The organism is Mycobacterium sp. NGS67, assembly GCF_059812185.1.
Genome location: NZ_JCALCF010000004.1, coordinates 214,809 through 241,441, shown reverse-complemented (window position 1 = coordinate 241,441; position 26,633 = coordinate 214,809). Strand labels below are relative to the sequence as shown.

Sequence of the window (26,633 nt, the reverse complement as noted above, 5' to 3'; positions counted from 1 at the left end):
GCTCATGCCTTTCCGTCCAGCGAGAGCATCGAGTCTCGGGGGTCGAACGGGCATCCGCCTCTTTCGACGTGTGCGACGTACTCGTCGCGGAAGTGCTGCAGCGACGACATCACCGGGCTGGCGGCGCCATCGCCCAACGCGCAGAACGACTTTCCCAAGATCGCGTCGGAGATATCGAGAAGTTTGTCGAGGTCTTCACGGGTGCCCTGCCCGTTTTCGAGCCTCGCGTAGATCTTGTCCAGCCAGAAGGTGCCCTCCCGGCACGGGGTGCACTTTCCGCACGACTCGTGCTTGTAGAACTCGGTCCAGCGCCGCACTGCCCTTACCACACAAGTGGTTTCGTCGAATATCTCCAGCGCCTTGGTGCCCAGCATCGAGCCCACCGCGCCGACACCCTCGTAATCCAATGGCACATCGAGGTGTTCGTCGGTGAGCAGCGGGGTGGACGAGCCGCCCGGCGTCCAGAATTTGAGTCGGTGCCCGGCGCGGACCCCGCCGGCATAGTCGAGCAGCTCACGCAGCGTGATACCCAGCGGCGCCTCGTACTGGCCCGGGTTGGTCACATGGCCGGACAGCGAATACAGCGTGAAGCCAGGCGATTTCTCGCTGCCCATGGACCGGAACCAGTCGACACCGTTGAGGATGATGGCCGGGACACTGGCGATGGTCTCGACGTTGTTGATCACCGTCGGGCAGCCGTAGAGGCCGGCGACGGCGGGAAAGGGTGGCCGCAGCCTCGGCTGGCCGCGGCGACCTTCCAGCGAGTCGAGCAGCGCGGTCTCCTCGCCGCAGATGTAGGCGCCCGCGCCGGCGTGCACCACCAGCTCCAGGTCGAAACCGGATCCGCCGATGTCGCGGCCCAGGTATCCGGCGGCGTAAGCCTCGGCCACCGCGTTCTGCAGGCGCCGCAACACCGGGACCACTTCGCCGCGCACGTAGATGAACGCGTGGCTGGCGCGGATCGCGTAGGAGGCGATGATGACACCCTCGATGAGCACGTGCGGGGTCGCCAGCATCAGCGGAATGTCTTTGCACGTACCGGGTTCGGACTCGTCGGCGTTCACCACCAGGTAGTGCGGCTTGGCGGCGGCACCGGTGTCGCCCTGCGGGATGAACGACCATTTGGTGCCGGTGGAGAAGCCCGCGCCACCACGACCGCGCAGCCCGGAGTCCTTGACCGTCCCGATCACGTCGTCGGGATCCATGGACAGGGCTTTCTTCATGGCTGTGTAGCCGTCGTGACGTTCGTACGTCGCAAGCGAAAACGATTCGGGGTCATCCCAATACCGGCTGATGACCGGCGTCAGCGGAGTGGTCACGACTCGGCTCCCGGGGCCGCGGGCGCCTGCATGTCGTTCTCGCGCGCCACCCGCAGACCGGCCAGGGTGGCCGCACCGGCGCCGCCCTGTCCTTCGTCGGGGCGTTCGTCGCGCAGGCCCGCCAGGATGCGCGAGGTCTCGCGGAACTTGCACAGCGGCGCCCCTCGGGTGGGCGCTACCGGCTCACCGGAGCGCAGCGAATCCACCAGCCCGCGCGCAGATTCGACGGTCTGGTTGTCGTAGAACTCCCAGTTGACCATCACCACCGGCGCGAAATCGCAGGCGGCGTTGCACTCGATGTGCTGCAGGGTGACCGATCCGTCGGAGGTGGTCTCGTCGTTGCCGATGCCCAGGTGTTCCTTGAGGTCCTCGAAGATCGCGTCACCCCCCATCACCGCGCACAGCGTGTTGGTGCAGACACCGACCAGGTAGTCACCGGTGGGGCCGCGTCGGTACATCGTGTAGAAGCTGGCCACCGCGGAAACCTCGGCGCCGGTGAGGTCGAGTTGCCGCGCGCAGAACTCCAGCCCGGCCGGTGTCAGGTAGGAATCCTCACCCTGCACCAGGTGCAGCAACGGCAGCAGCGCCGAACGCTGGTTCGGGTACTTGCCGATGATCTCCTTGGCTTCGAGCTCCAGCCGGGACTCGACCTCCGGGGGATACGACTGCGGCGCGCCTTCCACGACGAACTGGTTGGGTTCTTCGGGAGGCGGTCCGAGTCTGATGAAAACCCGTTCGCCACTGCCGGATACGTTGGGTTCGCTCAACGGTCCACTCCGCCCATAACCGGGTCGATGCTGGCGACGGCGGTGATCAGGTCCGCGACCATGCCGCCCTCACACATCGCCGCCACTGCCTGCAGGTTGGTGAAAGACGGGTCCCGGTAGTGCACCCGGTAGGGGCGGGTGCCGCCGTCGCTGACCATGTGCACGCCGAGTTCCCCGCGCGGTGACTCCACGGCCACGTAGACCTGGCCGGCGGGCACCCGGATGCCCTCGGTGACCAGCTTGAAATGGTGGATCAACGCTTCCATCGAACCGCCCATGATCTTGGCGATGTGCTCGGGTGAGTTGCCCATTCCGTCGGGGCCGACGTAAAGGTCTGCGGGCCAAGCGATCTTGCGGTCCTCGACCATGGTCGGGCCGGGCTTGAGCTTGTCCAGGCACTGTTCGACGATCTTGATCGACTCCCACATCTCTTTGACGCGAATGATGTAGCGCCCGTACGCATCACAGGTGTCGGCGGTGATGACGTCGAAGTCGTAGTCTTCGTAGCCGCAGTACGGCTCACTCTTGCGCAGGTCGTGCGGCAACCCGGTGGAACGCAGGATCGGGCCGGTGATACCGAGTGCCATGCACCCGGTCAGGTCCAGGTATCCGACGTCCTCGGTGCGGGCTTTCCAGATCGCGTTCTCGTTGAGCAGGTCGCCCATTTCGCGCAGCGGTTGCCGGAGCTGCCGAAGCGCTTCGGCGATGTCGTCCACCCCGTTGGGCGGCAGATCCTGGGCCAGGCCGCCGGGACGGATGTAGGCGCTGTTCATCCGCAGCCCGGTGATCTGCTCGAACAGGGTGAGGATGATTTCGCGGCCCCGGAATCCGACGAACATCGGTGTCATGGCGCCCAGCTCCATGCCGCCGGTCGCCAACGCCACCAGGTGCGAGGAGATCCGGTTGAGTTCCATCATCATCACCCGGATGACGTTGACCCGCTCCGGGATCTCGTCGGTGATGCCGAGGAGTTTCTCCACGCCCAGGCAGTAGGCCGTTTCGTTGAAAAACGGTGACAGGTAATCCATTCGGGTCACGAAGGTGACGCCCTGCGTCCAGTAGCGGTACTCGAGGTTCTTCTCGATCCCGGTGTGCAGGTAGCCGATTCCGCAGCGTGCCTCGGTGACCGTCTCGCCCTCGATCTCGAGGATCAGCCGCAACACACCGTGGGTGGACGGATGCTGGGGACCCATGTTGACGACGATGCGTTCGCCGGGATCCGCGTTACGGGCGGCGTCGACGACCTTGTCCCAGTCCTGCCCGCCGGCGACCACGAGCGTTTCGGTTGTACTCATCAGTTGTAACCCCTGCGCTCGTCGGGCGGAGGTATCTGCGCGCCCTTGTACTCGACCGGGATTCCGCCTAGCGGGTAGTCCTTGCGCTGCGGATGCCCATGCCAGTCGTCGGGCATCTCGATGCGGGTCAGCGACGGATGTCCGTCGAAGATGATCCCGAAGAAGTCGTAGGTTTCGCGCTCGTGCCAGTCGTTGGTCGGGTAGACGTCGAACAGCGACGGGATATGCGGATCACTGTCCGGCGCAGACACTTCCAGCCGCAGCCGCCGGTTGTGGGTGATCGACTTCAACGGGTAGACGGCGTGCAGTTCCCGCCCGGTCTCGTTCGGGTAGTGCACCCCGTTGACACCCAGACACAGTTCGAACCGCAACTCCGGTTCGTCGCGCAGCCGCCGGGCCACCTGCGGCAGCAGATCCCGGCGTACGTTCAGGGTCAGCTCGTCGCGGTAGACGACGACTTTCTCTATTGCGTCGTCGAACTCGATGCCGTCGCGTGCCAGGGCCTCGCCCAGTCGGTCGGCGATGTCGTCGAAGTAGCCACCGTACGGGCGGGGGGTGTCGCCGGGCAGGGCGATCTCGCGCACCAGCCGGCCGTATCCGGAGGTGTCACCGGTGCCGCGAACACCGAACATGCCGTGGCGAACTGCGATGACTTCCTGCCCGTCGGCCGGGAAATCGGTCTTCGGGGCGCCGGGCGTCAACGCCGCACCCTGCGGGTCTTTTTCCGGTGAGCTCATCGCAGCAGTCCGCGCATTTCGATGGTCGGGCGCGCCGACATGGCCGCCTCTTCGGCTTCGGCGATTGCGCGTTCCCGGTTGACGCCGAGCGGCATCTCCTGAATCTTCTCGTGCAGCTTCAGGATTGCGTACAACAGCATCTCGGGCCGCGGCGGGCACCCGGGCAGGTAGATGTCCACCGGCACGATGTGGTCGACGCCCTGAACCACCGCGTAGTTGTTGAACATTCCTCCCGACGAGGCGCACACGCCCATTGCCAGAACCCATTTGGGCTCGGCCATCTGGTCATAGATCTGCCGCAGCACCGGCGCCATCTTCTGGCTCACCCGTCCCGCGACGATCATCAGGTCGGCCTGGCGCGGCGTCGCGGAGAACCGTTCCATCCCGAACCGGGCGATGTCGAAACGGGGGCCGGCCGTCGCCATCATCTCGATCGCGCAGCAGGCCAGTCCGAACGTCGCCGGCCACAGCGAGTTCTTGCGGACGTAGCCCGCCACCTTCTCGACTGTCGACAGCAGAATCCCGCCGGGCAGCTGTTCTTCCAGTCCCACTTTGCTACCTCAATCCCACGTCAGGCCGCCGCGGCGCCACACGTACGCGTAGGCCACGAACACCGTCAGCATGAACACCACCATCTCGACCAGCGCGAAAGTCCCCAGCGAGTCGAAGCTGACCGCCCACGGATAGAGGAACACGATCTCGATGTCGAAGACGATGAACAACATCGCGGTCAGGTAGTACTTGATCGGAAACCGTTGACCGCTGGCGTTCGGGCCGCCCGCGGAGGTGTCCGTGGGCTCGATCCCGCACTCGTAGGCCTCCAGCTTCGACCTGTTGAAGCGGGTCGGGCCGGTGATGCTGGCCAGGAATACCGAGCCGACGGCGAAGGCTGCGGCGATGGCCGCCAGCACCAGGATGGGTATGTAGACGTTCAACTCGCTCCACGATCCGTCGTATGGGCCGCCCGCAGCGGCCAGGGCGGTGGCTGGGCTGGTTGTGACGGACCGGGCATGTGGGCCGTCACAGTGACCTTCAACATAGTCTCGCGACGGCCGAAGCTCGTGGCCGGGGTCAAGCTCTTGGACAAGTCATGGGCGTCCGGCGGCCGCGGTGGCCGGGGTCGATACCGAGCCACGTGGTCCCATGGCCCCGAAATGAGCCGCACGGTCCTGCCGACGCTCTTAACCAGGCAAAATATGGCTGATTCTTTCGACCGGCAGACTCGGCGGAGCGCTAGTTGTTACCCTTACCACTGGACTGCTGCGGGGTTCTTGCGGGTCAGCAGCAACCGCTGACGGCCGATCTGGGAGGACGGGAACTGTGAGCTTTTTCACGCTGCCGCCGGAGTTGAACTCCTTGCGGATGTTCCTCGGGGCGGGTAGCGCGCCGATGCTGGAGGCGGCTGCGGCGTGGGACGGGCTGGCCGCGGAGTTGAGCACGGCCGCCGAATCGTTCGGCTCGGTGATCTCCAACCTGGCGGGACAGGCCTGGCAGGGTCCGGCAGCGGCGGCGATGGCGGCCGCGGCCGCACCGTACGCGGGCTGGCTGGCCGCGGCGGCATCGCAGTCGCTGGGCGCGGCCGGTCAGGCGAGATCGGTCGTCAGCGCTTTCGAGGCGGCTCGGGCCGCCACCATTCATCCCTCGGCCGTGGAGCAGAACCGGAACGCGTTCGTGCAGCTGGTGATGTCGAATCTGTTCGGCCAGAACGCACCGCTGATCGCGCTGGCCGAGAGCATCTACGAGGAGATGTGGGCTCAGGATGTGAGCGCGATGACGGGGTATTACGCCGGCGCCGCGGCGGCGGCCGCGCAGGTGGTGCCGTGGCAGACGGTGCTGCAGAGCTTCCCGGCGCTGACCGCTGGTCTGGCGGGCGGACTCAGCGCAGCCGCGCACGCGGGTTCGGGGACCGGAGCCGCGGCGGGCGCGGCCGGGGGCGCCCCGGCCGCTGCCGGCCCGGTGGGCGCCGCCGGTGCCGCCGCGGCGGCGGGCGGCGGTGGCGGTGGGAGCGCTGCTGGGGGCGTCGGAAGCGCCGACGCGGGCCTGGCGCCGGCCAGCTACACCGCCGGTGACCCGTCGGCATACACCGGCGGCGGCGCGGCAGCACCCGCGGCCGCAACCAGTGCCGCGGCCACCACCGCGAATACCGGCGTCACGAGTCCGGGGTTTGCCGGCATGGGCATGATGCCGATGGCGATGGGCGGCCTCGCCATGGCCGGGTTGCTCGGCGACAGTCCGTCGGTGCCGGTTCTCGCCAAGTACGGGGACCCCGAAGAGTCCGAGAAGAAGGCCGTCGAGCAGACCTCGGAAGAAGTGCCGGCGGAGGCACCGGACGCCGCCGAAACGCCGGCGGCCGAGGTGCCGGCGATGACCGTGCTGCCGACGGCGGCACCTGGCATCGCCGCGCAGGCGGCCCCGGGCGCGGCACCGGCGCAAACCGCTCCCGCGACGGCATCCGGGATTCCGCTCGCGGGTCTACGCGCGGCAGCCAAGCCGGCCGGGGAAGCTGCGTCGCAGGACGAGGAAGCCGTCGAGAACGTGGCCACGTTGCGGCCGGCGATCGCCCCCGGTGAGTTTCACGCTCAGGCAGAAGAAGAGGAAGAAGCCCCGCGGGTTCAGCTTCGCGGCTAGTGCGTGAGCGCTCGCAGCAGGCTGAGCACCGTGCGACCCAGCACGATCGGGTCGAGGGGATGCGGCACCGCCGCCTCGGCGCGTGACCAGTTGGCCAACCAGGCGTCGTCCGGCCGTCCGGTGAGGACCAGGATCGGCGGGCAGCTGGACAGCTCGTCCTTCAGCTGCTTGGCGATGCCCATGCCGCCCGTCGGCGTCGCTTCCCCGTCGAGAATGGCGAGGTCGATGCCGCCTTCGTCCATCGTCCGGATCACCATCGGGCCGGTTGCGATCTCGATGTAGCTCAACTCGGGCAGGTCGGGGTGCAGCCGTTTACCCAGGGCTTGCATCACCTGCTCCCGGGTCTGGACGTTGTCGCTGTAGACGAGAATCTTCAGGGGGCTGCTGGAGTCGGGCACGGTCCAGATGGTAGATCACGCGATTCCGGCGGACCGCACGAAGACGGCTTCTGACGACACGGTGACGGTGTTGGCCATGACGCCGAGTTTGTTCCAGTCCACGTCGAAACGGGTCCGGTCGAGCTGGGTTTCACCGTGTATCCGCACTGACCCGTCGTCCAGCTCGGTGATCCGGACCGGCAACAGCACCGGCTCGCTGACGCCTTTGATGGTGAAATTCGTCTGCAGTTCGGCGGACTTCCCGGTCGTCGGTTGCAAGCCGATGACCAGGATCGTGATGTGCGGGAAGCGCTGGGCGTCGAAGAAGTCGGCGGACAGCAGGTGCCGGTCCCGACGGCGGATGCCGGTGCGCAACGAGGCGACCACGATGGTGAGCCGGCCCGAAATGGTGCCTTCGTCGGTGAGGCGTCCGTCGCCGCTGATCTTGGTGAACTCGCCCTTGACGGGCAGCACGCCCCACATGTTCTTGATCTTGAATCCGACCGACGACCGGTCGGGTGCCAGGTTCCAGGTCCCGGTGGTCTCGGGATCGGTGAGCAGCGTCTCCAGCGTCGTCATCGTCGGTCCTCGTGCCGGTCCAGTAGCGGGGCGAGTTCTTCGGGGTTGAAGTACTCGTCGATACGGTCGATAAGACCGTTGTTGTCCAACTTGATCACAATGCAAACCCGCAGCGAGATCGACTGTCCGGCGTGCCCGGTGGCGCGCAGGATGTGCTGTTGGACGAATCCGGCGTCGAAGACCTGCCGATCGAGGATTTCGTAGCTGCGCTCGGTGGTGGCCGAGATGAACCAGTTGATCACCCGCAGCGCGCGGGCCTTGTCATCGCACTTTCTGGTGTCGCGGTGTCCGTCCGTCCGCCATACCGCGATGTCGTCGCTCCACATGTCGGCCACCGCGTCGCGGTCGCCGCGTTCAATGGCGGCGAACAGTCGATCGGCGGCCTCGAGAACGGCATGGCTCATGGGGCGGGCTCCTCTGGTGCGTCGTATCCGGGATGGGCGGCGGCCAGCCGATGGCGGACCAGGGTGCGCAGCACGGCGGTGACGTCTTGGGCATGATCGTCGAAGTCTCCGCGCCGGATGGCGGCGGCCAGGGCGGCTTCGTCCGTGAACCCCAGGTCCGTCAGCGCCGCCCGGACGTCGGATTCGCCGGGTTCGAGCAGTTCGCGTTCGACCATGCGCAACGCGTTGGCGGCCACCCGGGCGTGGAAGTTGACCGGTCCGCTGGTCGCCTCGCGGACCTCGCTCTCCAGGAATTCGGCGACGGCGGCGACGAGTTCGGCGGCCGTCGGCCGGCCGTGCAGACTCACGACGCTTCCTCGAGTAGGTCCAGCAGGTCCCACTCGTTCTCGCAGACGCGCCGCCCGATGGTGGCCAGTTCGACCGAGCGGGTCTGCCCGCTCAGGTGTCGCTCGGCCTGGTAACGGCAGATGATCCCCCAGCGCAGGGTGGCCAATACCAGCCACCACCGGAACGTCGGGCGATCGACGGTCGAACCGGCGGCGTCCTCGTAGCTGCGCAGGAAGCTTTCGATGCTGCCCAGCCCGCCCGCCGCGCGGCTGGGGGGCGCGCCGAACCGCCAGGCGCGCACACAGAACCAGGCCAGGTCTTCGTAGCTCTCTCCGGCGTGCACCAGCTCCCAGTCCAGCACGGCGGCCAGCTCGGATCCATCGACGATCAGGTTGCCCATCCGGAAATCGCCGTGCACCAGCACGGTGGGGGAAGGCGTCGGCGGCCGGTTGGCTTCCAGCCAGCGGAACGCCCATTCGAAGGTGGCGGTGGTGTCACCCATCTCGTCGAGCCGTTCGCGCCACTGGCCGACGGGATCTTCCTCGGTGAGCCCGGGTATGTCGGGGTCGGCCCGGTGAATGGCGGCGATGGCCTGCGCGCACTGGTGCAACAGCCGCTGTGGGTCGCTGAGTTGCCGGTAGATGCGCCGAACGATGGTCTCGCCCTTGATCTCTTCGCAGATGAGGAACGGATTGCCCAGGGCGCCAACCGAATCGTCGGCGATCAGCACGTGCGGAACCGGTGCGCCGGCGGCTCTGGCGGCGGCTTGGGTGCGGGCTTCCAGCTCCATGCCCGCGTGGACGTCATCGGGCGGGCCGCTGCGCAGGATCAGCGCGCGCCTCTCGGCGTCGGTGACGGCGTCGAACGCGTAGGTGGTGCGGCTGGCGCCGCCGGTGAGCACGCGCAGGTTCTCGACGGTCACCGGCTGGCCGGTTGCTTCCGCCAGCAGCGCGGCCAGGTCCTCGGCGAGGGTCACTTCTTGCCGAACTTGAACAGCCGCTGGGCGACTCGGCGGATCTGGATCTCCTCGGCGCCCTCGGTGATCCGGTAGCGGCGGTGGTGGCGGTAGATGTGTTCGAGTTGCTCGTGGCGGCTGTAGCCGATGCCGCCGAGCACCTGCATGGCCCGGTCGGCGGCGTCGCACACCAGGCGGTTGGCGCGGTAGTTGGCCATCGACACCTTGTCGGAGACCTCCATGTGGTGGTTGTCGTCCAGCTGGGTGGCCGCGTAGTACACCAGCAGCCGCACCATCTGCGCTTCGGTCTGCAACTCCACCAGCGGCCACTGCACGGCCTGGTTCACTGCCAGCGGCTTGCCGAACACGATGCGTTCGCCGGCGTAGGCCACCGCGCGGTCGATGCAGTACTGCGCGGCGCCCAGGCTGCTGGCTGCCTGCCGAATCCTGTTCTCGTGCAAGAAGGTCTGGCCGACCTCCAAACCGCGGTCCACCTCGCCGAGCACCGCGTCGGCGGGCACCCGGACATCTTTGAGTTCGACCTCGGCGTGGTCGGTGGGCATGTTGAACGTCCACCAGTAGTACGGGATGGTGAAGCCGGGGGAGTCGCACGGCACCAGGAACGCGCTGATGCCACGGGCCTGGCCGGGCTCGCCCGAGGTGCGGGCGAACACCAGATCGTGGGTGGCGCGGTGCACGCCGGTGTTGAATCGCTTGGCGCCGTTGATGACCCAGTCGTCACCGTCCTTGACCGCGGTGGTCTCCAACCAGGTGGCGTCGGATCCGTGGCTGGGTTCGGTCAGCCCGAACGCCATCGAGCGCTCGCCGGTGATCAGCGCCTCGGTCCACTCCTGTTTCTGTGCGTCGGTGCCGAACCGGTCCATCATGATGACCTGCGGGAAGTTGCCGACGATCGACGACTCGTCCTGCAGGTCGTTGTGCAGCCCGAGACCCTTGTGCGCCAGGTGTTCCCGGATGACGGCCATGTCGATGTTGCTGCCGTCGCGGCCGCCGAACTGGGCGGGCAGGCCGTAGCGCAGCCAGCCTGCCCGGTCCGCGCGTCTGCGCATCTCGCCGAGCAGGTCCTCCCATTCGCGACGGGGGATGCCACCGTTGTCCCAGTCGGTGCGGGCGTTCTCGCGGCGATGGTCGAAGTACTGGATGTTCTCGCGTTCCAGCGGTTTGATCTCGATCTCGATGAACTCGTCCATCTCCGCGAGCAGTCCCGGAAGATGTTCTGGCAGAGCGAAATCCACGTTGCAATCCTTACTTTCCGTACAGGGTTTTCTTCCAGATCCGCGACAGCAGGGCGATGGCGTCTTCGTCGGTGATCGTGACGCCGAGTCCTTTTCGGGGGTCTGGCTTGCCGACGAACACCGTGGTGAAGTTCTCGAACAGCAGGGCAATGGCCGCCGCGGTGTGTTCCGGGTTCAGTTCGGTGCCGTACCCCTGCTCCTGGGCGCGGTGGACCGATGCCGCCACGATATCCATGCCGAACCGGCGGAAGTCGTTCTGCACCTTGGCAAATCGCTGCTGAGTCGCGGCCAGCTGGGCCACCGCGATCATGATGCCGATGTTCTGTTTGAACATGTTCCAGTAGCCGGTGACGGTCGTGGTGAAGAACGTGTCGTCGTCGGGGGAGGAGGGCAGGTCGACGCTGGATCCCGATGGTTCGACGACGTCGTGCAAAAACGACTCCGCCAGCGCGGCCAGCAGGTCTTCCTTGTCGGTGAAATACCGGTAGAACACCGCCGAGGACCTGCCCGCCGCCGAGGTGATGTCAGCCAGCGTGGTGCCGTGAAAACCACGCTCGGCGAACAGCTTCCGGGCCGCCAGCTCGATGGCCTGACGGGTCTGTCGCCCCTTGGCGCTCACCAGCTCGGCGGGCATCAGCCGCGGATCCGGTCTCCGGCGCGCAACAATGCGCTGGGCAGGTCATGCCCCACAGCCGATCTCGCGACCTCCGCCGCCGCGATGGCGGCCGCCAGGTCCACGTCGACCTCGAATCCGCTGTCGGTCAACAGGTACACCAGGTCCTCGGTCGCGATGTTGCCGGTGGCTCCCGGCGCGAACGGGCAACCGCCCAGGCCGCCAACAGACGCGTCCAGGCGGGTGACGCCGGCGGTGACCGCGGCGTACGCGCTGGCCAGCCCGGAACCGCGGGTGTTGTGGAAGTGCCCGCCCAGCGGCAGGTCGGCGATGACCGGACTCAGTTGCGCGACCAGCGAACTCACCCGGCCCGGCGTGGCGGTGCCGATGGTGTCGGCGATGCAGAATCGGTCCACGCCGTGCGAGACCGCGGCAGCGCCGATGTCCAGGACGCGCTGCGCCGGGGTGGGCCCGTCGAACGGGCAGTCCCACGCGGTGGCGACGATGACCTCGACGGCCGCGCCGCCGTCGTGGGCGATGGCGACGATGTCGCCGATCTGGTCGGTGGCCTCGGCGCTGGAGCGCCCGACGTTGGCCCGGCTGAACGCGTCGCTGGCGGCCACCACATACTCGATCGAGCGCAGTCCGGCCGCGATCGCGCGTTTGGCGCCGTTGGGACTGGCCACCAGGGCGGAGAATTCGATGCCGGGGAAGTTGTGCAGTTCGGCGGCCAACTCCGCGGCATCGGCCATCGACGGCACCTTCGTCGGAGAGACGAACGCGGTAGCTTCCACCTCACGTACCCCGGTGGCCGCCACGGCGGCCAGCAGTTCCAGCTTGGCCGACAACGGGATCGGCTGTTCGATCTGCAGGCCGTCGCGCAGTGCCACTTCGCGAATCTCTATGTGGGCGTTCACAACACCTCCTCGGCGACCCATTGGGCGATGTCGTCGGCGCTCTTGCCCAGCAGGCCGGCGTAGACGTCTTCGTTGTGTTGCCCCGGCCGCGCCGGACCGGCGTTGCGGACCGCACCCGGGGATTCCGAGAGCACCGGCACGATTCCCGGGCCCAGCACTTCCCGGCCGACCCGCTCGTCGTAGTGCGGCACCAGCATGCCGCGCGCCCGCAGTTGCGGGTCGTCGACCACCTCGGCGACCGTGTTGATCGGTCCGGCGATCACCCCTGCGGCGGAAAGGGTTTCGATGATGTCAGCCGGCTGGCGCTCGGCAGCCCAGGCGCCGATGATCTCGTCGAGTTCGTCCTGGTTGCGGCCACGGGCGCGGTGGGTGTCGAATCGTTCGTCGGTGACGAGTTCGGGGCGTCCCATCGCCTTGCACAACCGGGCGAACACGGTGTCCTGGTTGGCCGCGATCACCACCCACGAGCCGTCGGCGCTGCGGTAGATGTTGGACGGGGCGATCCCTTCCAGCCGGGTGCCCGACGGCCCTCGCACCACGCCGCCGACGTCGTAGTCGGGAATCGTGGATTCCTGTACGGCCAAACAGGATTCGGTCAGCGCGACATCGACGACCTGACCCTTACCGGTGACGCCGCGGCGGTGCAGCGCAGCCAGGGCGCCCTGCGCGCCGAACATGCCGGCCAGGGTGTCGCCCAGGGACAGCGCGAGCCGGGGCGGGGGACCGCCGGGGAAGCCGTTGAGGTGCCGCAGCCCGCTGGCGGCCTCGGCGACCGAGGCATAGCCCGCCTTGTGGGCGTCCGGTCCGGTCTGGCCGTAACCCGACACCCGGACCAGGATGATGCCCGGATTGCGTTCGCTGAGCACGTCGTAGCCCAGGTTCCATTTTTCCAGCGTGCCCGGACGGAAGTTCTCGACGATGATGTCGGACTTGTCGACGAGGTCCAGGAACAACTCGCGTCCGCGGGGCTTGCGCAGGTCGAGGGTGATGGCACGTTTGTTGCGGGCGTGCACGGTCCAGAAGACGCGGTGTCCGTCGACTTCGGCCTGGCCCCAGGTGCGCAACGGGTCGGGGGCGCCGGGTGGTTCCACCTTGATGACGTCGGCGCCCATGTCGCCGAGCAGGCGGCCGGTGAACGGGCCGGCGATCAAGGTGCCGAGTTCGAGCACCCGGATGCCGTCCAGCGGACCGGTGGAGGTCATCCGGCGCTCGCGAAGTCGTGCCGGTTCAGCCAGTCGGTGACGATGTCGACGGCTTGGCGGAGTTTGTCACGCTGGTCGGGTCCCACGTAATAGTGTGTCGCGCCGGGGATTTCGTACATCTCCTTGTCCGGGTGCCCGATCGCCTCGAAAAGCCGCCGGGTGTGGCTGGGTGTGCACGCGTCGTCGCCCAGGTTACCGATCACCAATGCGGGGATCGCCAGGTCCTTGCCGCACGCCACGCCGTCGCCCCGGGCGTCGTCGTAGCTCCACTGCGACAGCCAGCCGCGCAGGGTGGAAAACCGGGCCAGCCCGACCGGGCTCATGTTCACCACCTGCGGATCACCCAGGTAGCAGGTGCCCGGTGTGCGTTCGTTGGGGTCGACGGTGGGATCCAGCCAGCGCGGGTCGGCCATGGTGCCGTGCACAACGAAAGCGAACTCGTCATCCGGGCGGCCCGCCGCCTTCAACTCCTGCAGCTTGTCTTTCGCCCACGCGGTGATGCGCCGGTTGCGTTCGATCTGCGCGTTGCGGTAGCGGACCAGGAACTCCTCGCTGTAGGGCGGTTGGTTCGGGTTGTCCGGGTTGTACAGGTCCAGCTCGGGGTCGCGGTTGCTGGGATCGGATTCGTCCAGGATCGACGCATCCAGCCATTCGGTCAGCGTGCCGTGGCGGCTGATGTGCGCGGCCAGCAACATGATTCCGTCGGCGGGCGGCAGGTCGAGCTTGGTCAGGTCGGGGCCGTCCCCGGACGGGCTGGAGGTGATCGTCGGGTGCTGCGCCTGCTGCTGGTAGAACACCGACAGGGAGCCGCCGCCGCTCCAGCCGGCCAGGACCACTTTCTGGTAACCCAACCGGTTCTTGGCGTCCTTGATGCATTCGCCGAGGTCCTCGACCACCTTCTCCATCAGTAGCGCGGAGTCGGTGCCGCGGAACCGGCTGTTGCAGTAGATGACATGGTGACCGGCCCGGGCCAGGGCGTTGATCATCGGCAGGTAGGCCCCGCCGCCGATCGGGTGCATGAAGACCAGCACGGTGTCCGACGGGCGGTCCTTCGGCTTGAGCAGGTAGCTCTCCAGGACGGTCAGCTCGGCCACCCCGCCGTAGACGTCTCGTACCGCCGAATGGTTCTGGAAAGCAACGAGATAGGGGATTCGCTCGTAGTCGTACTTCACTGGTGCTGTCCTAGGTCGTTGGCGAGTATTTCGGGTGACGGGGTCAGCCGGCGCCGGGTGTCGATGGCGATCACCTGCCAGTCCACCCGTTGATAGTCGTCGAACTTGCGGCGCGCCCGTTCGCGAGCTTTCTCCGGCGCCCCGTGGTGAACCCCTTGCGGCGCATGGGAGATCAGGCCCGGCGGCATCGGGATGCCGTACAGCGAGCCGCCGTGGAAGAACGCGATCTCGTCGTAGTCGACGTTGCGGTGATACCACGGGGTTCGTTCGGTGCCGGGGATGCCCTCGGCGGGTTTGGGCAGGAAGTTCATCACGTACACGCCGGTGGCCTGCATGAACAGATGCACGGTCGGGGGCAGGTGCACGCTGTCGGAGGTGACGACGTTGTAGTCGGCGATGTTGAAGGTGAACGCGAAGTTGTCGCCGCGCCAGCCTTCGACGTCGATCGGATTGTGTTGGTAATAAAGAGTGGTTGTCGACCCGGCATCCGGCATGTCCCGATGGATCAGCCGCACTTCGTACTCGTCCCGGCCGTCGTCGTCGAGCGCCACCGGGTCCGGGATCACGGCCTGCGACGGGTCGAACGGGAAGTGCCGGCCCAGCGCACCGGGTGGCGGCACCCGGAACTCGTCGGTCGCCTCGATCATCAGCAAGGTGGTTTCGCCGTCGGGTATCTGGCGCCAGGTGGTCGCTTTCGGGAGGTACACCCAGTCGCCCGGCCGGTAGCGCAGCGGGCCGAACTCGGTTTCCAGCAGTCCGGCGCCGTCGTGCACGAAGCACAGCAGGTCGCCGTCGACGTGGCGGGTGTAGAACGGCATCTCCTCCTGCCGGCGGCTCAGCAGCACCCGGCAGTCGGGGTTGCTGAACATCAGCAGCGGTCCACCGCCTGCATCGGTGGCGTCGCTGGGTTTGAGCTGGTCGGCCAGCACGTCCACCGGTCGCAACGGTCCCACCGCGCGGTAGGCGGTGGGGTCGTGGCGGCGGTAGATGTTGGCGGTGCGACCGGTGAATCCGCCGCGGCCGAGTTCGTCGTCCTTGAGGCCGTCGAGGTCGGCGTGTACGCGTTTCGGTGTCCTGCCTTTGCGCAGGTGAATGAAGGATTCCACGGCGGCCTCCAAGACTCTGTCGAGCAGACGCAAACTCGCATGGTTGCGGACCAAATTGTGCGATTTTGCGTCTGCTCGCGCGGGGACGGGCTCATAAAACTAAAAGTGACATTAGTTTCTCTTTTGCCGGGATGCAAGCACAGGCGGTGCCGCCGGGACTTCTCGGTCACGAGGGTCCCCAAAATGCCAGAAAACCGGTGCTGCGCCGTACATTTGCGGACGCTCGCGGGATCAATCGCGTCGCGAACTGCGCACGCTCTAGTCGCGGATGCGCAGTACGACTTTCCCCTTGGCCGAGCGGTTCTCCAGTGACGCCACCGCGGCGGCGGCCTCGGCCAACGGGTACACGTCGGGTTCCGGCGGTGCCAGCTTGCCCGAGGCGAACAGTTCCTCCAACGCAGCCCACTGTTCGTCGAGTGCACCCGGATGCTTGCCTGCCCACGCGCCCCAACCGACCCCGACCACGTCGATGTTGTTGAGCAGCAACCGGTTTACCTTCACCGTGGGGATCTCGCCACCGGTGAAGCCGATCACCAGCAACCGTCCCGCCGGGGCCAGGGAACGCAGTGAATCGGTGAACCGGTCGCCGCCCACCGGGTCCACCACGATGTCGACGCCGCGGCCGTCGGTGAGCTCTTTGACCGCGTCTTTGAACCCGTCGGCCAGCACCACATCGGTGGCACCGGCCGCCGTCGCGATCTGTCCTTTCTCTTCCGAGCTGACCACCGCGATGACGCGGGAGGCGCCCAACACCGGCGCCAGGCGCAGCGCCGACGTGCCGATGCCACCGGCGGCCCCGTGCACCAGCACCGTCTCACCGGTCTGCAACCGGCCGCGGGTACTCAGCGCGAAGTACACCGTCAGGTCGTTGAACAGCACCCCGGCGCCCGCCTCGAAGCTGACGTTGTCGGGCAGCTTGAACACCCGGTCCGGGCCCAGCACCGCGACCTCGGCCATCGCCCCGGTCAGCATGGTCAGTCCGAGGACCCGGTCGCCGGCTTGCACGTGCGCCCCGTCGGGCGCCGAGCGGACCACTCCGGCGATCTCGGCACCCAGCACGAACGGGGGATCCGGCCGGTACTGGTAGAGACCGCGGGTGAGCAGCGCGTCGGGGAAGGCCACTCCGGCGGCGTGCACGTCGACCACCACGCCGTCGCCGGTGGGTTCGTCGACGTCTGTCACCTCGATCGCGTCCGGACCGTCCAGTCGAGTCACCTGTGCCGCGCGCATGCCAACCTCCAAGTCGATTCCCGCCTGCCTCAATCTAGAACTCCGCATCGTGGTGGCGCCGGGCGGTAGGCCGGTCTCGGGCTAACCTCGAGCGGTGGATCGCTTCCCTTTTGGTCGCTGCGGCGTTGTGCGACTGGCCGGCTGATGTCGTTGGTTCGCACCGCCACCGTTGCTGATGCTGCGGCGTGTGCCGAGATTTACCGGCCCTATGTGCTCGATACTCCGATTACCTTCGAAACCGAAGTGCCGACGGTGCAGGACATGGCCGATCGCATCGAAGCCGCTGTCGACGGCTACGAATGGCTGGTGCTCGAGGTCGACGGGATTGTCACCGGCTATGCCTATGCGAGCCAGTTTCATCCACGTTCGGCCTACCGGTGGGTGGTGGAGACCAGCGTCTATCTGGCGCAGGATCGCCAGCGATCGGGCGGCGGGCGGCTGCTGTACACCGAACTGCTCAAACGTCTTCCCGGACATGGGTTCCGCAGAGCATTCGCCTGCATCGCCCAGCCCAACGAGGCCAGCAACGCGTTTCACGAAGCCTTCGGGTTCCAGCCGGTCGGGCTTTTTCGTCGGGTCGGATGGAAGCTCGACACCTGGCACGACGTGCAGTGGTGGGAACTGGATCTGGTGGACCCCGACGACGAAGTCGACCCGCCGGCGGAGATCGGCTGAGTCCGCTACTTCAGTTCGGCCGAGGACAGGCCCAGCAGGCGCCGGGCGACCACCAGCTGCTGAATCTGTTGGGTGCCTTCGAAGATGTCCAGGATCTTGGAGTCGCGACCCCACTTCTCCAGCAGTGTCTGCTCGGAATAGCCGGTGGTGCCGGCTAATTCGACCGTCTTCAAGGTGACGTCGGTGGCCATTCGGCCGGCCTTGGCCTTACTCATCGACGCTTCCTTGGAGTTGGGGATGCTGTTGTCGGCCTGCCAGGCTGCCCGCAGCGACAGAAGATAGCTTGCCTCCCAGTCCGATTCCATGCGCAGGAACTCCGCAGCGGCCGCACTCTGGGCGTGCGCCGGCCGGTCGTAGTCGATGTCGACGCCGGCATTGGAGAGGATCTTGCGGATTTCCTCCAGTGCGGCCCGGCCGACGCCGACGGCCATCGCGGCGACGATCGGCCGGGTGTTGTCGAAGGTCTCCATCACACCGGAAAAGCCCTTGCCCACTTCGATTTCCGGATTGCCCAGGATGTTGTCCTTGGGGATGCGCGCGTTGTCGAACCGGATCACCGCGGTGTCCGAACCCTTGATACCCAGCTTGTGCTCGAGGCGTTCAACGGTGACGCCGGGATGCTCGCGCGGCACGACGAACGATTTGATGGCCGCGCGTCCGACCGACTTGTCCAGCGTCGCCCACACCACGATGTGGGTAGCGCGGGAACCGGCGGTGACGAAGATCTTCTCGCCGTTGATCACGTACTCGTCGCCGTCGAGGCGGGCGGTGGTGGACACCGCGGCCGAGTCCGAGCCGAACCCCGGCTCGGTGATGGCCATCGCGGCCCACACCTTGCCGAAGCGTTCCAGTTGTTCCTCGGTGGCGACGGCGGAGATGGCCGCGTTGCCCAGGCCCTGGTAGGGGATGGACAGCATCATCGCCAGGTCACCCCAGCTGGCTTCGAGGGTCTGCACCAGCGCGGCCATGTTGGCGCCGTTGTGGTTGTCGTCCTTGCTCTCCGCACCGCGCAATTCACCGGCGCCGGCGAAACTGAACGACTCGGACGCCCCCTCGAAGAGGTTGATCAGGGTGTCGAGCTCGACCGGGTAGGCGTGCTCTTTCAGGTCGTATTTGCGGGCGATCGGCCGGACCAACTCCGCGACGCCCTGGTGGGTCTTGGTGATGACGGCCTGCAGCTTGCCCGGTAGCTCGAGATTGATTGCCATGATTGATCTTTCGATTCAGAAGTTCAGGTGGCCACTCAGATGACGACGACGCCCTCGGCGACGCCGATGGCGCGTAGGTCGCGGTACCAACGTTCGACCGGGTGCTCCTTGGTGTAGCCGTGCCCGCCGAGCAGCTGCACGCCGTCCAGGCCGATCTGCATGCCCTTGTCGGCGCCGAACCGCTTGGCCAGCGCGGCTTCCCGGGCGAACGGCAGGCCCTGCTCGGCGCGCGATGCGCCGCGCCAGGTGATCAGCCGCAGCCCGTCCAACTCGATGGCGATGTTGGCGCACATGAACGCGACGGCTTGACGACGCGCGACCGGTTCGCCGAAGGCTTCCCGTTCCTTGACGTAGGGGATGACGTAGTCCAGCACCGCGTGCGAGGTGCCGACCGCCAGCGCCGCCCAGCCCAGCCGGGACAGCGCGATCGCCTCGGAATAGTCGGCGTCGCTCGCCTCGTCCTCGCCGAGTCGGGCGTGCAGCGGCACCGAAACCCCGGACAGCTCAATCTGTCCCAGTGCCGCGGCGCGGATTCCCATGCTCGGGTCGGGGCGGACGGTAAGTCCGTTGGCGGACGATTCGACGATGAACAGCGCGGGCTTGCCGTCGAGTTGGGCGCCGACGATGAACAGTTCGGCGTCGGCCGCGGCCGGCACCAACGACTTCACGCCGTCCAGGCGGTACCCGGACGGGGTTCGGACCGCGGTGGTCTTGAGCCGGGTCGGGTCGAACAGCGGCTGCGGTTCGGCGATGGCCACACAGGCCTGCGGGACGTTCTCGCCGGCGAACTCGTTCAGGTAGGTCGCCTGCTGATCGGCGCTGCCCCAGTGGGTCAGCGCGGAGGCCACGCCGCCGGGCGCCAGGATCGGCAGCGCCTGCCCCATGTCGCCATACGCCAACGCCTCGGCCACCAGCACGTTGGTGACGGCCGAGCGGTGCTCGGCGATGCCGTCGAAGTCCTCGGGGATGTTGATCGCGGTGATGCCCAGTTCGGCGGCCTTGGTGATCAGCCCGGAGGGGTAAGCGGCGGCTTCGTCGGCGTCGTGGGCGGCCGGACGCAGGATCTCGGCGGCGAACTCCTGCACGGTTTCGACGATCATCTGCTGGTCGTCGTCGGGCGTCAGGTCGAAGTAGTTCTTGCCGCTGGACTTCAGCCTGGTCGGGCCGCCGCGCAGGCTCTGCACCCGTTTGAACTGCCGGGTGGCGGTGGTGGTGGTGCTGAACAGCGCCTTCGTGCCGGAGCGCAGGCCTTTGTTGAGCGGGTCCCGCAGGCGGTACTTGTCCAGGAATTCCTGGCCGACGAGCGGGGTGATCAGCGCGATGGCCACGTCGACCGCGGTGCGCTTGTGCGGTCTCATACCGATCGCGGTCTGGCGGTCCCGGCGCTTCTTGGCGCGCGGCGGGGTATCTGAAGCAGTGTCGGTCATTTCGGCAGCCTCGGTCGTTGGGGCGATGCGAATAACCGTATCTTACTCCAGAGTAAGATAGATAGCGCCGTGTTAGCTAATTCACAGCGGTGCGCAGGCTGTTCAGCACGCGGTCATGCAGCAGACCGTTGGTCGCGACCGCGCTGCCGCCGTGCGGTCCGGCGGCGCCGTCCAAACTGGTGAAGCGACCGCCGGCCTCGCGTACCACGATGTCCAGCGCGGCCAGATCCCAGACCGACACTTCCGGCTCCGCGGCGATGTCGACGGCCCCCTCGGCCAGCAGGCAATAGGACAGAAAATCGCCGTAGGCGCGCACCCGCCAGACCGCGTCGGTCAGTTCGAGGAAGTTGTCGCGAAGTCCCAGTGCTGCCCACCCGGACAGGCTGGAGAACGACAGGCTGGCCGAATCCAGTTCTGCCACAGCCGAAACCGACAGCCGACGGGGTGCGGCGTCGTTGGCCGACGCGAACGCGCCCTGGCCATGCGCGGCCCACCACCGGCGCTGCAAGGCGGGAGCACTCACCACGCCGACGACCGGGACGCCGTCCTCGAGTAGCGCGATCAGGGTGGCCCACACCGGAACCCCGCGCACGAAGTTCTTGGTGCCGTCGATCGGGTCGATCACCCACTGCCGTCCGCGCAACGTTGCCGTCCCGCCGAACTCCTCGCCCAGCACGTCGTCGCCGCGCCGCCCGACCGCGATCGCTTCTCGCAGCTCGGTTTCCACGGTGCGGTCGGCGTCGGTCACCGGGGTCAAATCGGGCTTGGTGTCGATGTGCAAATCGAGTGCGCCGAAGCGGTCACGGGTCAAGGCGTCGGCACGGTCGGCCAGCGCCAGTGCGAACTGCAGGTCTTCGCCCATGTCAGCAGTCCTACCATGGCCTTGTGTGGGAATTCATGGTGCTGCTGTTGCTGGTGGCCGTGCTGTTGGCGCTCATCGTGCCGCGGTTCATGCGGCCAGGGCCGCGGGGCGCGCTGGCCAGCGGCACGCTGCTGGTCACCGGGGTCAGCGCCGGGTTGCCCGATGACGGCGGACAACAGTTCGTCACGATTTCCGGGGTCATCAACGGACCCACGGTCAACGAGCACGCCGTCCATGGCCGCATGGTCGTCGGCGACGGCACGCCCTGGCCGGTGATGGGACAACAGCTTCCCGTCGTGTACTCACCGAACAATCCGGACAATTGGAGTTTCGCGCCGTCCGAACCACCGGAAGCGGTGGACGAGTAATGCTGGTCCGGCCCATGGCAGCAGCCGTAGCATGACCATTCGTGTGGGCGATCACGGCATTGTTGCTGCTGGCAGTGTTGGTAGCGGTGGTGGCCTACCGGCAGTCGCGGTGGTCGCGCGTGCTCCAGGCTCCCGGCGGACTGGGCGCTGCGGTGGCCGACGGTACGTTGCTGGTGACCGGGGTGAGCACAGGCTCACCCGATTCCAACGGTGAGCGGTTCCTCACCATTGCCGGTGTCGTCAGCGGTCCCACGGTCAACGAGCATGCCGTGTACCAGTGCTTGATCGTCCGCGACGGTGCGGAGTGGCCGGCGACCGGACAACAATTCCCCGTGACGTACTCACGGAAGAACCCGGACAATTGGCGCTTCGCCGCGCCCGGGCCGCCGGGCGAGCTGTTCGACAATCAGTGGTGGTGATTGACGTTGTCGATCACGCCCCGCAACGCGTCCGGATTGCGCAGGAACGGCGTGATGATGTCGACGGGCAGCGGGAAGACCACCGTCGAGTTCTGGTCCGCGCCCAACTCCAGCAGCGTTTGGAGATAACGCAACTGCAGCGACGCCGGACTCTTGGAAAGGGTCTCGGCCGCCTCGCGCAGCTCCTCGGACGCCTGTAGTTCGCCGCGTGCGTTGATCACCTTCGCGCGACGCTCCCGTTCGGCTTCGGCTTCGCGCGCCATGGCGCGCTGCATCGACTCGGGGATCTCGACGTCCTTGATCTCCACCACGCGCACCTGCACACCCCACGGCTCGGTCATCTTCTCGATGATGGTGCGCAGGTCACTGTTGAGGTCTTCGCGATGGGCCAGCAGGGTGTCCAGGTCGACGCGTCCCAGCAACGACCGCAATGTCGTCTGCGCGATCTGCGAGGTGGCCACCGCGTAGTTCTCCACTGCCAGAATCGCTTTCAGCGGATCGGTCACCGAAAACATGACCACGGCGTTCACTCGCGCCGGCACGTTGTCGCGGGTGATCACCTCCTGCGGCGGGATGGTCAAAGTCACCAACCGCTGGTCGACTCGGATCATCTTGTCCAACAACGGAACCAAGAAACGCAGGCCGGGCTGATACAGCGGTCGCACGTGACCCATCCGGAACACCACGCCGCGTTCGTATTCGCGCAGCACGGCCAGCGACAGCACGGCCAGCACACCCAACAGCACTATCCCGACGGCGGCAACCCCCAGCACCGCACCGGTCATGTCTTGTCCTCCTTGCCTTCCCAGCCCCCCCAGCGGGTCGAGTAGCGGTCGACCGCGGCGGCCACCTGATCCTCGATCGCGGTGCGGTGGGGCAGATGGTCCGGCGCGTTGGCCGGGGTGTTCCAAAAGTGGCGGGCCAGTGGCGCACCCAACAGCGCTACCACCACGATGGTGCCCGCCAGTACCAGCACGTCGGCCGCGGAATGATTGGCGATCAGCATCGCCAGCGGCAACACGATCCCGAATGCGGCCACGCTGCAGGCGATTCCGCGGTGGAACCGGCCCGCTTCGGAATGCGGCCACGGATCGACGTCCCGGCTGATCTCCCGGCCGTGCTCGGAGGAGGTGCAGGACGATTTGACCGGGCAACTGTTGCACACCACCGGCAGCGCCCGGTAGCGCATCACCCGGTGCTTGGGATCGAACGACGTCGGCCACAGCCAGTGATCCTGCGGACACACCCAGGCGTCATGGTCCGGGCGGTAGCGGAACTGCCCGGTGCGCCAGGCCGCCGCCCGCGCCGAGGCGTGCCGTGCCATCGCGTCGAAGCACCACCCGACGGCCAGCAGTATCAGCGAGTAACCGGCAATCAGCCATACCGAGGTCGCGGGTGGTGCCACCGATCAGTCCTTCGCCACTGCCGGCTCCACCGTGGTGTTCTCGGTGTACAGCGGGTGCTCGGGCAGTTCCTCGACGGTGGTGCCGGACCGGAAGTTGCGCAGTGCCAGCAACGCGATCCACACGAATGGCAATACTCCGCCCACGATCAGGATCAGGTCTCCGGGCATACGCAGCCACTCCAGCACCGCGTTGCCCGGCTTGGTGATGTAGCCCAGCGACCGCGCCTCGTAGTAGCCGTCGTTGACCGAGTGGAACAGTTGCATCACACCCAGCGGCAGCAGCGTGACGAACACCATCCAGGCCAAGCCGATGTTCATGCACCAGAACGAGATTCGGGCCAGCTTCTCCGGCCACTTGTCGGCCGGGATCACGTAGCGGAACGCGAACATGGCCAGCCCGACGGCGAGCATTCCGTACACGCCCATCATGGCCGCGTGGCCGTGGTTGGCGGTCAGCGCGGTGCCGATCTGGTAGTAGGACACCACCGGCAGGTTGATCAGGAACCCGAAGATGCCGGCACCCAGGAAGTTCCAGAAGCCCACCGCCACCAGGAACATCACCGCCCAGCGGTGCGGGAACGGGTTGGCGTCGCCGGACTGCTGGCGCGAACCCAACTGCAGGAACGCCCACGCCTCGACCGTCAGGAAGGTCAGCGGAATGACCTCGGCCGCGGAGAAGAACGCCCCGAGCGCCATGTGCTCCACCGGGGTACCGGAGAAGTACAGATGGTGCATGGTGCCGATGACGCCGCCTGCGGAGTACAGGATGACGTCGAGGAAGATCACGCCCAGCGCGATGCGTTCACGCACCACTCCCAGCAGCACGAACATGTAGGCCACCATCACCGTGGTGAACAGCTCGAGGAAGTCCTCGACCCACAGGTGCACCACCCAGAACCGCCAGAAGTCGGCGACGGTGTAGTGGGTGTCGCTGCCGGCCAGCAGACCGACGGTGTAGAACACCGGGATCGCCAGTCCGGAGAAGAAGAACAGCCAGGGCATGTTCATCTTCGACTCGCCCTTGAGCCGGGCCCGCATGCCGCGCCAGATGATCGCGATCCACACGAACATCCCGACGATCAGCAGAATCTGCCACAGCCGCGGCAAATCCAGGTACTCCCACTGCTGGGAGAACAGCCCACCTTCGGGGATCACACCGTAGATGGACAGCGCCTCGGTGATCATCGATCCGAACACCACCAGTGCGACCGCGCCCAGCAGCACGTAGGCCAGCGTCGCCTGACGCTTCGGCTCGCGGCGGGCGATGAACGGCACCAAGAAGATGCCGCCGGCCAGGAAGGCGGCCGCGGTCCAGAACAAAGCCAGTTGCAGGTGCCAGGTCCGGGCCAGGTTGTACGGCAGTATGCGGGCCAGGTCGATGCCGAAGAACGTCGACAGGTCGGCCCGGTAGTGCTCGGCCGCCGCGCCCAGCAGCGTCTGCACCAGGAACAGCACCGCCACCACCGCGAAGAACCACACACAGGCCCGTTGAGCGGGAGTCAGGCCCACCTGCCCGGGTTGGCGGAACGACAGGGTGGACGACTCGGCGCCGTGCCAACCCACCTTCTGGCTCCACCGTCCGTAGACGGCGAACATGATGCCGATGCCGCCCAGCAGTGCGATCAGTGACAGCGCCGACCACACGATCACCGATGCGGTCGGGCCGTTGTCGACGCGCTGCTCGGACGGCCAGTTGTTGGTGTAGGAGTACTTGTGGCCGGGGCGTTCGGCCGCCGCCGCCCACGCCGTCCAGGCGTAGAACGCGGTGAGCTGGCGGATCTGGGTCTTGTCGGTGATCAGCTCGGGCAGCAGGCCGTACTTGGTGGAGTTCTCCCCGAGGATCTCGGCGTAGTGATTCTGGATGTGGTCGAACGCCGCGGCCTGCCGGTTGGTGAATACCAGCGTCTTGTCTTCGGCGTTGTAGCGGTTGGTGCGGAATTCGTTGACCACCCGCTCACGCGGCTCGGTGACACCTTCGGCGCGGAATTGGTTCGCGACGTCGTCGGTGGCCATCCGCAGATAGTCGGCCGTGTAATCGGGGCCCAGATAAGCGCCGTGACCCAGTACCGATCCGTACTCCATCAGACCGCGGGCCTGGTAGATCTCTTGGCCTTTGGTGATGTCTTCCCCGGTGAACAACACCTGTCCCGACTCGGTGACCACCTTGTCCGGCATCGGCATCGCCGCCGTGTAGGTGCGGTAGGCCAGGATTCCCATGACGAAGAACCCGAAGATCATCACCAGCGCGACGCCCTGAATCCACCCCCTGCCCACCAGTGGCTTCGGCGACGGATCACGCGGATTAGTGGAGGACGGGACTTCTTGCACAGCCATTCAGGGACTCCTGTCTGGACGGTGGGCTGGATTCGCCAGGCATCTCACGCACGGGCTGGGTGTGTGTGCCTATCAACATCCAATTCTGGATTCGGCACGCTGGCAAGAGGTCATCCCCACCCATTTTCCGGGACCAATGGCCCTGTCCCGGGGACCAATTCCTCTGTAAACGCCGTCCGCCCGGCAATACGTTCGGATTAGCCGAACGGATCGAACTGAAGGGAGACGGCGATGAACAGCTTCGAAGCTCCGGCCGTCGTCGTCGGTATAGACGGGTCGAAGGCGGCGCTGCACGCGGCTCTGTGGGCGGTCGACGAGGCGGTCAGCCGCGACATCCCGCTGCGACTGATCTACGTCATAGACCCCGCGTACGCCTCCGTCGGCGATGACGTCGACGCGCGCCAGTCCGTCGCCCGTACGGCGCTCTATGACGCTTATCGGGCGGTCGAGGCGACCGACGCCCGGGTCACGATGGAAACCGAGATCCTTTGGGGCAAACCATTGAACAAGTTGATGGCCGAATCGCGGTCGGCCGCGATGATCTGCGTCGGCTCGATGGGAGTCAATCACGCCCGGTGCGGCAAAGGGTCGGTTGCGGGTGCCCTGGCCGGGTCGGCGCTGTGCCCGGTGGCGGTGATCCACCGTGCGCCCGACGACGCGTCAACCCCCCAGATCGGGCGCGTCGTCGCCGAAGTGGACAATGGTTCCGTGTTGCGACACGCCTTCGAGGAGGCCCGGCTGCGTGAGGTTCCGCTGCGCGCCATCTCCGTGCGTGCTGCCTGCGCCCGGGGATCCGACGACGGAAGCCATTTGGCCCAAGCGCAATTGGATCGGCGGTTGGCGCGCTGGACCCGGCTGTATCCCGACGTCAGGATCGAGTCGGCCATCGTGGGTGGACATGCCGGCCGGTATATGGCCCACCACGGCGCTCCGGGGCAACTGTTCGTCACCGATGCCCACGCGGCGCAGGTGTGCAGCGTGTACAACGCGGGATCGTCGGTACTGACTGTGCGGTGCGGCAACTTGTAGTGACGCCAAAGGGGAGTGCAGC

The 26,633-nt window shown here is 66.8% G+C and carries 29 protein-coding genes; 5 read left to right on the top strand and 24 right to left on the bottom strand.

What is annotated here, in order from left to right; genetic code table 11:
• Positions 1-2: 2 nt before the first annotated feature.
• From nuoF to AC5Y4D_RS05475, 6 genes are read right to left on the bottom strand one after another with little or no spacing between them, the layout of a single operon-like run.
• Entirely contained in the window at positions 3-1,319 is a 1,317-nt protein-coding gene (gene nuoF / locus AC5Y4D_RS05500) for an NADH-quinone oxidoreductase subunit NuoF (RefSeq protein WP_500036603.1), read from the bottom strand.
• On the bottom strand, positions 1,316-2,086 hold the full coding sequence (nuoE, locus tag AC5Y4D_RS05495; protein ID WP_500036602.1) for an NADH-quinone oxidoreductase subunit NuoE: 771 nt from the start codon (positions 2,084-2,086) through the stop codon (positions 1,316-1,318). Before nuoE ends, nuoF begins: the two co-directional genes overlap by 4 nt.
• Positions 2,083-3,381, bottom strand: a complete 1,299-nt coding sequence (gene nuoD / locus AC5Y4D_RS05490) for an NADH dehydrogenase (quinone) subunit D (RefSeq protein ID WP_499946388.1) — start codon at positions 3,379-3,381, stop codon at positions 2,083-2,085. The genes nuoE and nuoD overlap by 4 nt, the downstream gene beginning before the upstream one ends.
• On the bottom strand, positions 3,381-4,118 hold the full coding sequence (locus AC5Y4D_RS05485; RefSeq protein WP_499946387.1) for an NADH-quinone oxidoreductase subunit C: 738 nt from the start codon (positions 4,116-4,118) through the stop codon (positions 3,381-3,383). Before AC5Y4D_RS05485 ends, nuoD begins: the two co-directional genes overlap by 1 nt.
• Positions 4,115-4,669, bottom strand: coding sequence for a NuoB/complex I 20 kDa subunit family protein (locus tag AC5Y4D_RS05480; protein WP_499946386.1), 555 nt, complete (start codon positions 4,667-4,669; stop codon positions 4,115-4,117). Before AC5Y4D_RS05480 ends, AC5Y4D_RS05485 begins: the two co-directional genes overlap by 4 nt.
• 9 nt (positions 4,670-4,678) lie before the next feature.
• Positions 4,679-5,053, bottom strand: coding sequence for an NADH-quinone oxidoreductase subunit A (locus AC5Y4D_RS05475; protein WP_499946385.1), 375 nt, complete (start codon positions 5,051-5,053; stop codon positions 4,679-4,681).
• Positions 5,054-5,438: 385 nt separating this feature from the next.
• Here AC5Y4D_RS05475 and AC5Y4D_RS05470 point away from each other — a divergent pair, with 385 nt between their 5' ends.
• The gene (locus AC5Y4D_RS05470) at positions 5,439-6,746 is read left to right on the top strand and encodes a PPE family protein (protein WP_500036601.1); all 1,308 of its coding nucleotides are present in this window, start codon (positions 5,439-5,441) and stop codon (positions 6,744-6,746) included.
• Here the strand turns inward: AC5Y4D_RS05470 and AC5Y4D_RS05465 are convergent.
• From AC5Y4D_RS05465 to AC5Y4D_RS05410, 12 genes are all read right to left on the bottom strand, one after another.
• Complete coding sequence (locus AC5Y4D_RS05465; protein ID WP_500036600.1) at positions 6,743-7,144, bottom strand: Rv3143 family two-component system response regulator; 402 nt, start codon at positions 7,142-7,144, stop codon at positions 6,743-6,745. The two genes, AC5Y4D_RS05470 and AC5Y4D_RS05465, sit on opposite strands and share 4 nt — an antisense overlap.
• A gap of 15 nt (positions 7,145-7,159) precedes the next feature.
• Positions 7,160-7,702, bottom strand: a complete 543-nt coding sequence (locus AC5Y4D_RS05460; RefSeq protein WP_500036599.1) for a YceI family protein — start codon at positions 7,700-7,702, stop codon at positions 7,160-7,162.
• The gene (locus AC5Y4D_RS05455; RefSeq protein ID WP_500036598.1) at positions 7,699-8,106 is read right to left on the bottom strand and encodes a nuclear transport factor 2 family protein; all 408 of its coding nucleotides are present in this window, start codon (positions 8,104-8,106) and stop codon (positions 7,699-7,701) included. The genes AC5Y4D_RS05460 and AC5Y4D_RS05455 overlap by 4 nt, the downstream gene beginning before the upstream one ends.
• A complete protein-coding gene (locus tag AC5Y4D_RS05450) occupies positions 8,103-8,453 on the bottom strand; it encodes a DUF6285 domain-containing protein (RefSeq protein WP_500036597.1) in 351 nt (116 codons plus the stop codon). Before AC5Y4D_RS05450 ends, AC5Y4D_RS05455 begins: the two co-directional genes overlap by 4 nt.
• Positions 8,450-9,409, bottom strand: a complete 960-nt coding sequence (locus AC5Y4D_RS05445) for a phosphotransferase family protein (protein ID WP_500036596.1) — start codon at positions 9,407-9,409, stop codon at positions 8,450-8,452. Before AC5Y4D_RS05445 ends, AC5Y4D_RS05450 begins: the two co-directional genes overlap by 4 nt.
• Positions 9,406-10,644: an acyl-CoA dehydrogenase family protein gene (locus tag AC5Y4D_RS05440; protein ID WP_500036595.1), complete on the bottom strand. Its 1,239-nt coding sequence runs from the start codon at positions 10,642-10,644 to the stop codon at positions 9,406-9,408. Before AC5Y4D_RS05440 ends, AC5Y4D_RS05445 begins: the two co-directional genes overlap by 4 nt.
• A gap of 10 nt (positions 10,645-10,654) precedes the next feature.
• Positions 10,655-11,278: a TetR/AcrR family transcriptional regulator gene (locus tag AC5Y4D_RS05435; protein WP_500036594.1), complete on the bottom strand. Its 624-nt coding sequence runs from the start codon at positions 11,276-11,278 to the stop codon at positions 10,655-10,657.
• Positions 11,278-12,174, bottom strand: a complete 897-nt coding sequence (locus AC5Y4D_RS05430) for a hydroxymethylglutaryl-CoA lyase (protein WP_500036593.1) — start codon at positions 12,172-12,174, stop codon at positions 11,278-11,280. Before AC5Y4D_RS05430 ends, AC5Y4D_RS05435 begins: the two co-directional genes overlap by 1 nt.
• The gene (locus AC5Y4D_RS05425) at positions 12,171-13,376 is read right to left on the bottom strand and encodes a CaiB/BaiF CoA transferase family protein (protein ID WP_500036592.1); all 1,206 of its coding nucleotides are present in this window, start codon (positions 13,374-13,376) and stop codon (positions 12,171-12,173) included. Before AC5Y4D_RS05425 ends, AC5Y4D_RS05430 begins: the two co-directional genes overlap by 4 nt.
• Positions 13,373-14,548, bottom strand: a complete 1,176-nt coding sequence (locus AC5Y4D_RS05420; RefSeq protein ID WP_499946374.1) for an alpha/beta hydrolase family protein — start codon at positions 14,546-14,548, stop codon at positions 13,373-13,375. Before AC5Y4D_RS05420 ends, AC5Y4D_RS05425 begins: the two co-directional genes overlap by 4 nt.
• Entirely contained in the window at positions 14,545-15,654 is a 1,110-nt protein-coding gene (locus AC5Y4D_RS05415; protein WP_499946396.1) for a homogentisate 1,2-dioxygenase, read from the bottom strand. The genes AC5Y4D_RS05420 and AC5Y4D_RS05415 overlap by 4 nt, the downstream gene beginning before the upstream one ends.
• A 258-nt stretch (positions 15,655-15,912) precedes the next feature.
• On the bottom strand, positions 15,913-16,884 hold the full coding sequence (locus AC5Y4D_RS05410) for an NADPH:quinone oxidoreductase family protein (RefSeq protein ID WP_499946373.1): 972 nt from the start codon (positions 16,882-16,884) through the stop codon (positions 15,913-15,915).
• Between the two features lie 144 nt (positions 16,885-17,028).
• Here AC5Y4D_RS05410 and AC5Y4D_RS05405 point away from each other — a divergent pair, with 144 nt between their 5' ends.
• Entirely contained in the window at positions 17,029-17,559 is a 531-nt protein-coding gene (locus AC5Y4D_RS05405) for a GNAT family N-acetyltransferase (RefSeq protein WP_499946372.1), read from the top strand.
• A 5-nt stretch (positions 17,560-17,564) separates the two neighbouring features.
• Here the strand turns inward: AC5Y4D_RS05405 and AC5Y4D_RS05400 are convergent, their stop codons facing one another.
• From AC5Y4D_RS05400 to hisN, 3 genes are all read right to left on the bottom strand, one after another.
• Complete coding sequence (locus AC5Y4D_RS05400) at positions 17,565-18,767, bottom strand: acyl-CoA dehydrogenase family protein (protein ID WP_499946371.1); 1,203 nt, start codon at positions 18,765-18,767, stop codon at positions 17,565-17,567.
• Between the two features lie 35 nt (positions 18,768-18,802).
• Positions 18,803-20,194, bottom strand: coding sequence for an acyl-CoA dehydrogenase family protein (locus AC5Y4D_RS05395; protein WP_500036591.1), 1,392 nt, complete (start codon positions 20,192-20,194; stop codon positions 18,803-18,805).
• A gap of 76 nt (positions 20,195-20,270) precedes the next feature.
• Positions 20,271-21,056, bottom strand: coding sequence for a histidinol-phosphatase (hisN, locus tag AC5Y4D_RS05390; RefSeq protein WP_500036590.1), 786 nt, complete (start codon positions 21,054-21,056; stop codon positions 20,271-20,273).
• 23 nt (positions 21,057-21,079) lie between these two features.
• Between hisN and AC5Y4D_RS05385 the strand changes: the two genes are divergently transcribed.
• Both AC5Y4D_RS05385 and AC5Y4D_RS05380 read left to right on the top strand, forming a co-directional pair.
• Positions 21,080-21,424: a hypothetical protein gene (locus AC5Y4D_RS05385; RefSeq protein ID WP_500036589.1), complete on the top strand. Its 345-nt coding sequence runs from the start codon at positions 21,080-21,082 to the stop codon at positions 21,422-21,424.
• A gap of 41 nt (positions 21,425-21,465) precedes the next feature.
• A complete protein-coding gene (locus AC5Y4D_RS05380; protein ID WP_500036588.1) occupies positions 21,466-21,843 on the top strand; it encodes a hypothetical protein in 378 nt (125 codons plus the stop codon).
• Here AC5Y4D_RS05380 and AC5Y4D_RS05375 read toward each other — a convergent pair.
• Genes AC5Y4D_RS05375 through AC5Y4D_RS05365 form a run of 3 tightly spaced genes read right to left on the bottom strand, consistent with a single transcriptional unit; the run spans position 21,831 to position 25,582 of the window.
• Positions 21,831-22,628 carry a slipin family protein gene (locus AC5Y4D_RS05375; protein ID WP_500036587.1) on the bottom strand — a complete coding sequence of 266 codons (798 nt, stop codon included), beginning with the start codon at positions 22,626-22,628 and terminating at the stop codon, positions 21,831-21,833. The two genes, AC5Y4D_RS05380 and AC5Y4D_RS05375, sit on opposite strands and share 13 nt — an antisense overlap.
• On the bottom strand, positions 22,625-23,248 hold the full coding sequence (locus AC5Y4D_RS05370) for a hypothetical protein (RefSeq protein ID WP_500036586.1): 624 nt from the start codon (positions 23,246-23,248) through the stop codon (positions 22,625-22,627). The genes AC5Y4D_RS05375 and AC5Y4D_RS05370 overlap by 4 nt, the downstream gene beginning before the upstream one ends.
• A gap of 3 nt (positions 23,249-23,251) precedes the next feature.
• On the bottom strand, positions 23,252-25,582 hold the full coding sequence (locus AC5Y4D_RS05365; protein ID WP_500036585.1) for a nitric-oxide reductase large subunit: 2,331 nt from the start codon (positions 25,580-25,582) through the stop codon (positions 23,252-23,254).
• Positions 25,583-25,813: 231 nt separating this feature from the next.
• Between AC5Y4D_RS05365 and AC5Y4D_RS05360 the strand changes: the two genes are divergently transcribed.
• Complete coding sequence (locus tag AC5Y4D_RS05360) at positions 25,814-26,611, top strand: universal stress protein (RefSeq protein ID WP_500036584.1); 798 nt, start codon at positions 25,814-25,816, stop codon at positions 26,609-26,611.
• Positions 26,612-26,633 lie beyond the last annotated feature (22 nt).

What these genes read in the sequence shown, in the direction of transcription:
- nuoD (WP_499946388.1), bottom strand. Translation starts at nt 3,381, where the DNA reads ATGAGTACAACCGAAACGCTCGTGGTCGCCGGCGGGCAGGACTGGGAC.
- AC5Y4D_RS05485 (WP_499946387.1), bottom strand. Translation starts at nt 4,118, where the DNA reads ATGAGCTCACCGGAAAAAGACCCGCAGGGTGCGGCGTTGACGCCCGGC.
- AC5Y4D_RS05460 (WP_500036599.1), bottom strand. Translation starts at nt 7,702, where the DNA reads ATGACGACGCTGGAGACGCTGCTCACCGATCCCGAGACCACCGGGACC.
- AC5Y4D_RS05455 (WP_500036598.1), bottom strand. Translation starts at nt 8,106, where the DNA reads ATGAGCCATGCCGTTCTCGAGGCCGCCGATCGACTGTTCGCCGCCATT.
- AC5Y4D_RS05435 (WP_500036594.1), bottom strand. Translation starts at nt 11,278, where the DNA reads ATGCCCGCCGAGCTGGTGAGCGCCAAGGGGCGACAGACCCGTCAGGCC.
- AC5Y4D_RS05425 (WP_500036592.1), bottom strand. Translation starts at nt 13,376, where the DNA reads ATGACCTCCACCGGTCCGCTGGACGGCATCCGGGTGCTCGAACTCGGC.
- AC5Y4D_RS05410 (WP_499946373.1), bottom strand. Translation starts at nt 16,884, where the DNA reads ATGCGCGCGGCACAGGTGACTCGACTGGACGGTCCGGACGCGATCGAG.
- AC5Y4D_RS05405 (WP_499946372.1), top strand. Translation starts at nt 17,029, where the DNA reads ATGTCGTTGGTTCGCACCGCCACCGTTGCTGATGCTGCGGCGTGTGCC.
- AC5Y4D_RS05400 (WP_499946371.1), bottom strand. Translation starts at nt 18,767, where the DNA reads ATGGCAATCAATCTCGAGCTACCGGGCAAGCTGCAGGCCGTCATCACC.
- AC5Y4D_RS05395 (WP_500036591.1), bottom strand. Translation starts at nt 20,194, where the DNA reads ATGACCGACACTGCTTCAGATACCCCGCCGCGCGCCAAGAAGCGCCGG.
- hisN (WP_500036590.1), bottom strand. Translation starts at nt 21,056, where the DNA reads ATGGGCGAAGACCTGCAGTTCGCACTGGCGCTGGCCGACCGTGCCGAC.
- AC5Y4D_RS05375 (WP_500036587.1), bottom strand. Translation starts at nt 22,628, where the DNA reads ATGACCGGTGCGGTGCTGGGGGTTGCCGCCGTCGGGATAGTGCTGTTG.
- AC5Y4D_RS05365 (WP_500036585.1), bottom strand. Translation starts at nt 25,582, where the DNA reads ATGGCTGTGCAAGAAGTCCCGTCCTCCACTAATCCGCGTGATCCGTCG.
- AC5Y4D_RS05360 (WP_500036584.1), top strand. Translation starts at nt 25,814, where the DNA reads ATGAACAGCTTCGAAGCTCCGGCCGTCGTCGTCGGTATAGACGGGTCG.